This window comes from Phenylobacterium sp. (assembly GCF_044236515.1).
Lineage (GTDB): Bacteria > Pseudomonadota > Alphaproteobacteria > Caulobacterales > Caulobacteraceae > Phenylobacterium.
Genome location: NZ_JBIIGK010000150.1, coordinates 1 through 7144 on the forward strand (window position 1 = coordinate 1; position 7144 = coordinate 7144).

Consider the following 7144-nt stretch of genomic DNA (forward strand, 5'->3'; position numbering starts at 1 on the left):
CCAGTTTATCTTCGGCCTGGACAAGGCCGGGATCGAAATCGACCGCAAGGTCCTCGCGGACATCGCGGGCAACGATCCGACCGGGTTCAAGGCCATCGCCGACAAGGTTCGCACCGCGCTGGCTTAAGGCTCCGGGTCGTTTCGATCCAAAGCTTATGAAAAGCCCTCCGGCGGAACCGCCGGAGGGCTTTTTGCTGCGCGCCTTCCCGCTCCTCCCCTGCCGCGAAGCGACGGGGGAGGTGGATCGCCTGCCTACAATGGAGGCGGGCGAGACGGAGGGGGCAAGAGGCGAGCGCCAACGCCCCCTCCACCGCTTCGCGGTCCCCCTCCCCCGCAAGCGAGGGAGGAGCGGGTTTCCCTCGTCCCCTTCCCCCTCTAAGAACGCCAGCGTCATGACCGACCTTTCCAAACTCGAAGCCGACCTCGTCGCCGCCGTCGCCGGCGCGGCCGACCTCGCCGCCCTGGAGGCCGTCCGCGTCGCCGCGCTCGGCAAGTCCGGCTCCGTCTCCGAACTGCTCAAGACGATGGGCGGGCTGAGCCCCGACGAGCGGCGCGAACGCGGCCCGCTGATCAACGGCTTGCGCGACCGGATCACCGCGGCGCTCACCGTCCGCAAGGCCGAGCTCGAGGAGGCCGCTCTCAACACCAAGCTGGCCGCCGAGCGGGTCGACCTCAGCCTGCCGGCCCCGCCCGAACGGCGCGGCCGGGTGCATCCGACTATGCAGACGCTGGACGAGATGATCGCGATCTTCGCCGACATGGGATTCGGCCTGGCGGAAGGCCCGGACATCGAGGACGACTTCCACAACTTCACCGCGTTGAACTTCCCGCCCAAACACCCGGCGCGGGAAATGCACGACACCTTCTGGTTGCCCGAGGATGCGAATGGCGAGCGCAAGCTGCTGCGCACCCACACCAGCCCGGTGCAGATCCGCGTCATGCAGCAGGCGAGCGGCAAGCTGCCGGGATGGATCGCGACCGGCCAGGCGCCGCCGATCCGGGTCATCGTGCCCGGGCGCGTCTATCGCTCGGACAGCGACGCCACCCACACGCCGATGTTCCATCAGCTTGAGGGCCTGGTCATCGACCGCGCGATCCACATGGGCCACCTGAAGTGGACGCTCGACGCCTTCACCCGCCGGTTCTTCGAGTCCGATGCGGTGGTCACGCGCTTCCGCCCCCACCACTTCCCGTTCACCGAGCCCTCGGCCGAGATGGACGTGCAGTGCGACCGCTCGGGCGGGTCGGTGAAGATCGGCGAGGGCTCCGACTGGCTGGAGATCCTTGGCGGCGGCATGGTTCACCCCAAGGTGCTGGCCAACTGCGGCCTCGATCCGGACGAGTGGCAGGGCTTCGCCTTCGGCCTCGGCGTCGATCGCTTGGGGATGCTGAAATACGGCATGCCGGACCTGCGTGACATGTTCGCCGCCGACATCCGCTGGCTGGAGCACTGGGGCTTCTCCGCCTTCCAGGCGCCCAACCCGGCCACTGGCCTGTCGTAAGGAGAGGAAGCGATGAAGTTCACCCTCTCCTGGCTCAAGGAGCACCTCGAGACGACCGCCACCGTGCAGGAAGTGGTCGACGCCATGACCATGGCGGGGCTGGAGGTCGAGGGCGTCGAAGACCCCGCGTCCAAGCTCGCCAAGTTCTCGGTCGCCAAAATCGTCGAGGCGGTCCAGCACCCCAACGCCGACAAGCTGCGGGTCTGCCAGGTCGACACCAGGGACGGCCGCCTGGAGATCGTCTGCGGCGCGCCGAACGCGCGGCCTGGACTGACGACCATCTATGCGCCGATCGGGGCCTATGTGCCGGGCAGCGGCATCACGTTGGAGCCGCGGCCCGTGCGCGGCGTCGTCTCGAACGGCATGCTCTGCTCGGCGAAAGAACTCGAGGTCGCCGAGGAGTTGGACGGCATCGTCGAGCTTCCCGACGACCTCGCCGTGGGTACGCTTGCCGCCGACGCCTTTGGGCTGGAGGCTGTCATCGACTTCGAGGTGACGCCGAACCGGTCCGACTGGCTTGGCGTGCGCGGCATCGCCCGGGACCTGGCCGCCGCCGGCCTCGGCACGCTGAAGGCCGAGACTGCGCCGTCGGTGAAGGCTAGCTTCCCATGCCCTGTCGAGATCCGCGTCGACGGCGAAGCCTGCGCGACCTTCGCCGGCCGGCTTATCCGCGGCGTGAAGAACGGCCCCTCGCCGGCCTGGCTGCAGCAGCGGCTGACCAGCATCGGCCTGCGCCCAATCAACACCCTGGTCGATATCACCAACTACATCACCTTCGACCGGGCCCGGCCGCTGCACGTCTATGACCGCAAGCTGATGGTCGGGGACGTCATCGAGGCGCGGCTCGGCAAGGGCCCCGAGGAACCCTCCTCGCACGCCGGCGCCAGCCCGGCCCCGCATGCCGACGAGCAACTGATCGCCCTCGACGGCCGGACCTACGACCTGACGCCGGACATGAGCGTCATCGCCGACGCGGACGGCCAACGGCCAATCGGCATCGGCGGGGTTATGGGTGGCGAGTCGACCGGCTGTTCGGACGCGACGACGGACGTTTTCCTGGAATGCGCCTGGTTTGATCCGATCCGCACGGCGCAGACCGGCCGCATCACCGGGATCAATTCCGACGCCCAGTACCGCTTCGCCCGCACGGTCGATCCGCAGTCGGTTGTTCCGGGCATCGAGCTGGCGACGGCGATGATCCTGGAGCTGTGCGGCGGCGAGCCGTCCGAACTGAAGGTCGCCGGCGAGGCCCCCGCCCCGCCCGCACCCTTCGCCTTCGACCGTGGCTACGTAAAGAAGCTGTCGGGCCTCGATCTGCCGCGAAACCGCGTGGACGAGATCCTGGAAAAGCTCGGCTTCACCCTCGACGGCGACGCGGTCACCCCGCCGTCCTGGCGCCGGGACATCGAGGGCAAGGCCGACCTTGTCGAGGAGGTCGCCCGCATCGAGGGCTACGACAACCTGCCGGCCGATCCGCTGCCCGAGGCGCCGATCCCGCCGGGCGGGGCCCTGACCATCCGCCAGACACGGATGCGCAATGCCCGTCGCGCCCTGGCGGCGCGCGGCTATTCGGAAGCCCTGACCTGGAGCTTCCTGCGCACAGAGTGGGCCAAGCTGTTCGGCGGCGGCCAGCCGGAGCTGGTGCTGACCAACCCGATCGCCTCGGACCTCGCGTGCATGCGGCCCTCGGTGCTGCCGAACCTGATCGAAGCGGCGGCCCGCAACGCCCGCAAGGGGTTTGCCGACGTGGCCCTGTTCGAGGTCGGCCCGAACTTCCGCGGCGACCAGCCTCAGGACCAGTGGACGGCCATTGCCGCGCTGCGCGCTCCCCACGGCCCCCGCCGCTGGGACGGGGCGGAGGCCGACGCCCTGTTCGCGCTGAAAGCCGACTTGATGTTCCTGCTGGAGGAGCTCGGCGCCCCGGCCTTGCAGGTCGTCCAGGGCCAGGCCTCGCCATGGTGGCATCCCGGCCGCTCGGCCCGCCTGCAACTTGGACCCAAGACCGTGGTCGCCGAGTTCGGAGAACTCCACCCGGGAGTGCTGAAGGCGCTCGACGCCGACGGGCCGATGCTGGCCTTCGAGATCAACCTCGACGCCATCCCCGAGCCGAAGCGCAAGGCGGTGAAAACGAAGGCGGCGCTGGAGCTGTCGCCGTTGATGCCTCTGCGCCGCGACTTCGCCTTCCTGGTGCCGGTGGAAACGCCGGCCGGCGACCTGGTGCGGCCGATCATCGGCGCCGAGAAGGCGCTGATCGCCGACGCCCGGGTGTTCGACGTCTACCAGGGCAAGGGCGTCGCCGAGGGCCAGAAGTCGGTCGCGATCGAGGTGACGCTCCAGCCGCGCGAGAAGACGCTCACCGACGCCGAGATCGAGGCGGTTTCGGCCAAGATCGTCGCGGCGGCGGAGAAGGCGGTCGGGGCGAAGCTGCGGGCGTAATCTTCCTTTCCGGTTTCACGGGAAAGGGGACACGAAGGCCGGCGCAGCGAAAGGCCGAGGGTGAAGGGGCAGGCCGCCGGTATCGAGCCGGCGGCCTTCCCTCTCCAGCGCCCCGGAGGACTAGAACGGCAGGATGTTGCGCTTGCGGGTGTAGGCCAGGTAGCCGACGTTGGCGCCCAGGCGCACGCCGACGCCCGCCCGGATCGGGGCGAGGGTCACGCCGCCGGCCTTCTGATAATTCACGCCGAGTCCGCCGACGAAATAGGCCGATCCCTCGACGCCCGGGAACCGCTGGAAGATCGCCTCCGGCTCCATCAGGTCGTAGCAGAGGGTGAATACCCGACTGGCGTTGCCGCCGAAGTCCCAGCCGGCCGACGGGCCCTGCCAGAACACCTCCACCGGCTGGCGGCCCTTCATGTAGAGCAGGCCACGGCCGTAGCGCGCGCCGACCACCAGGGCGCCGGAGGCTTCCTCGCCGGCGATATAGGCGGTGGGACGGCCGTTCTTGGCGAACACCTTTTCGATGGCGGCCCCGGCCGACTCGGCAGTCACACCCATGAAGTCGGAGACGTTCTGGACCATCTCGTCGCGCGAATAGGTCTCGACGCCGTTCTGGGTCTGCGCCGCGCCCTGGGTCGGATAGCTGGGCGTGGAATTGGGCGGCGGCGGAGCCTCGGCCGGCGGCGGCGCGGCCTCGTCGATGGCGCGGACCGGCGGCAGGTCGCGAACCTCGGTGTTCTGCGCGTACGCCGCGCGGACCAGGGTGGTGGAGCCGAGCGTCACGAGCCCGGTGGCGATGAGGGTGCGGCGATCCATGGGCGCGTTGTCTCCTTCGAAGTCTCTCTAGCCGTCCCGCCCAGCGTCCTGATGACGCCTCGGAGCTTAACGCGTGATTAACCAGCCGGCGCGCCCGCCTGACGCTCCGCGACGCGACGCCGCGCGCCTCGCGCTGGCCGCGATATGTGCTAGAGGGCGCGCCTGATGAGCACTCCCCTCGACAAGATCCGCAACTTCTCCATCGTCGCGCACATCGACCATGGCAAGTCGACGCTGTCCGACCGCCTGATCCAGGAGACCGGCGCCCTGACCGCTCGCGAGATGAGCGAACAGGTGCTCGACAACATGGAAATCGAGCGTGAGCGGGGGATCACCATCAAGGCCCAGACCGTCCGCCTGCACTACAAGGCTGACGACGGCGAGACCTACTACCTCAACCTGATGGATACACCCGGCCACGTCGACTTCGCTTATGAGGTTTCCCGGTCGCTGGCCGCCTGCGAGGGCTCGATCCTGGTGGTCGACGCCTCGCAGGGCGTCGAGGCCCAGACGCTGGCCAACGTCTATCAGGCGATCGACAACAACCACGAGATCGTGCCGGTCCTGAACAAGATCGACCTGCCCGCCGCCGAACCCGAGCGGGTGCGCCAGCAGATCGAGGACGTCATCGGACTCGACGCCTCGTATGCGGTGGTCTGTTCGGCCAAGTCTGGCGTCGGCATTCACGACGTGCTGGAGGCCATCGTCACCCGGCTGCCGCCGCCGAAGGGCGATGCGACCGCGCCGCTGAAGGCGCTGCTGGTCGACGCCTGGTACGACCAGTACCTCGGCGTCGTCGTCCTGGTGCGCGTCTTCGACGGGACGCTGAAGGTCGGCCAGAAGGTCAAGATGATGCAGACCGGCGCCGAGTATCAGATCGACCGCCTCGGCGTCTTCCGGCCCAAGCAGACCGACGTGGCCGAGCTCGGTCCGGGCGAAGTCGGCTACATCACCGCCTCGATCAAGGAAGTCGCCCACGCGGCCGTCGGCGACACCATCACCGACCTGAAGCGACCGACCGAGGCTGCCCTGACCGGGTTCCGCGAGGTGCAGCCGGTTGTGTTCTGCGGCCTGTTTCCGGTGGACGCCGCCGACTTCGAGGACCTGCGCGCCGCCATCGGCCGCCTGCGCCTGAACGACGCCTCTTTCACCTACGAGATGGAGACCAGCGCCGCGCTCGGCTTCGGCTTCCGGTGCGGGTTCCTCGGGCTGCTGCACCTGGAGATCATCCAGGAGCGCCTGTCCCGCGAATTCGATCTCGACCTCATCGCGACCGCGCCGTCCGTGGTCTATCGCGTGAAGATGACCAACGGCGACGAAATCGAGCTGCACAACCCGGCCGACCTGCCCGATCCGGTGAAGATCGCCGACATCGCCGAGCCGTGGATCAAGGCGACGATCTTCACGCCGGACGAGTACCTCGGCTCGATCATCAAGCTGTGCCAGGATCGTCGCGGCGAGCAGCGCGAGCTGTCCTACGTCGGCAACCGGGCGATGGTCGTCTACGACCTGCCATTGAACGAGGTGGTGTTCGACTTCTACGACCGCCTGAAATCGATCTCGAAGGGCTATGCCTCCTTCGACTACGCCATCGAGGACTACCGCGTCGGCGACCTTGTGAAGATGTCGATCCTGGTCAACGCCGAGCCCGTCGACGCCCTTTCGATGCTGGTCCACCGCAACCGGGCCGAGGCGCGCGGCCGCGGCATGGTCGAGAAGATGAAGGACCTCATCAACCCGCACATGTTCCAGATCCCGATCCAGGCGGCTATCGGCGGCCGGATCATCGCCCGCGAGACCGTGCGCGCCCTGCGTAAGGACGTGACGGCCAAGTGTTATGGCGGCGACGCCAGCCGCAAGCGCAAGCTCCTCGACAAGCAGAAAGAGGGCAAGAAGCGCATGCGCCAGTTCGGCAAGGTCGAGATCCCGCAGGAAGCCTTCATCGCCGCCCTGAAGATGGACAGCGATTGACCCGGCGATGAGCGGCGAGGAGTTCGTCTACGACGAGGCCACCGGAGAGTGGATCAGCGCCGCGGACGCGGCCGCCAAGGCGCATGCGGACGCGACCGTCGAGGTGCGCGACAGCGTCGGCAACCTGCTGGCCGACGGCGACAAGGTCGTGCTGATAAAGGACCTGACCGTCAAGGGCGCGGGCCAGACGCTGAAGCGCGGCACGGTCATCCGCTCGATCCGGCTGACCGGCGACGCCCAGGAAATCGACTGCCGCCACGAGACCATCAAGGGCCTCGTGCTGCGCGCCGAATTCGTGAAGAAGCTCTAGATCAGATCTGGTTGAATTCGCCGCAACGGCACTTCACGACCATGTCGGACAGCGCCTCGCGATCGGCGGCGCTGAAGATCACGTCGTCGCAGGAGCCGCAGACAAAGCG

6 protein-coding genes are annotated in these 7144 nt (G+C 68.1%); 5 read left to right on the forward strand and 1 reads right to left on the reverse strand.

Annotated elements, in window-relative coordinates; genetic code table 11:
• From ACILRF_RS13250 to pheT, 3 genes are all read left to right on the forward strand, one after another.
• Positions 1–127: 50S ribosomal protein L20 (locus tag ACILRF_RS13250; RefSeq protein WP_395673644.1), on the forward strand; the 127-nt coding region annotated here is incomplete at its 5' end.
• 265 nt (positions 128–392) lie between these two features.
• Positions 393–1502: a phenylalanine--tRNA ligase subunit alpha gene (gene pheS / locus ACILRF_RS13255; RefSeq protein WP_395673638.1), complete on the forward strand. Its 1110-nt coding sequence runs from the start codon at positions 393–395 to the stop codon at positions 1500–1502.
• Positions 1503–1514: 12 nt separating this feature from the next.
• On the forward strand, positions 1515–3938 hold the full coding sequence (pheT, locus tag ACILRF_RS13260; protein ID WP_395673640.1) for a phenylalanine--tRNA ligase subunit beta: 2424 nt from the start codon (positions 1515–1517) through the stop codon (positions 3936–3938).
• 120 nt (positions 3939–4058) lie between these two features.
• Here pheT and ACILRF_RS13265 read toward each other — a convergent pair whose 3' ends face one another.
• On the reverse strand, positions 4059–4754 hold the full coding sequence (locus tag ACILRF_RS13265) for a DUF1134 domain-containing protein (RefSeq protein WP_395673642.1): 696 nt from the start codon (positions 4752–4754) through the stop codon (positions 4059–4061).
• Between the two features lie 162 nt (positions 4755–4916).
• On the opposite strand from ACILRF_RS13265, the gene lepA reads away from it, so the two are divergent.
• Both lepA and ACILRF_RS13275 read left to right on the forward strand, forming a co-directional pair.
• Entirely contained in the window at positions 4917–6725 is a 1809-nt protein-coding gene (gene lepA, locus ACILRF_RS13270; protein ID WP_395673646.1) for a translation elongation factor 4, read from the forward strand.
• 103 nt (positions 6726–6828) lie between these two features.
• Positions 6829–7035, forward strand: a complete 207-nt coding sequence (locus tag ACILRF_RS13275) for an alkylphosphonate utilization protein (RefSeq protein ID WP_395673648.1) — start codon at positions 6829–6831, stop codon at positions 7033–7035.
• Positions 7036–7144: the final 109 nt, after the last annotated feature.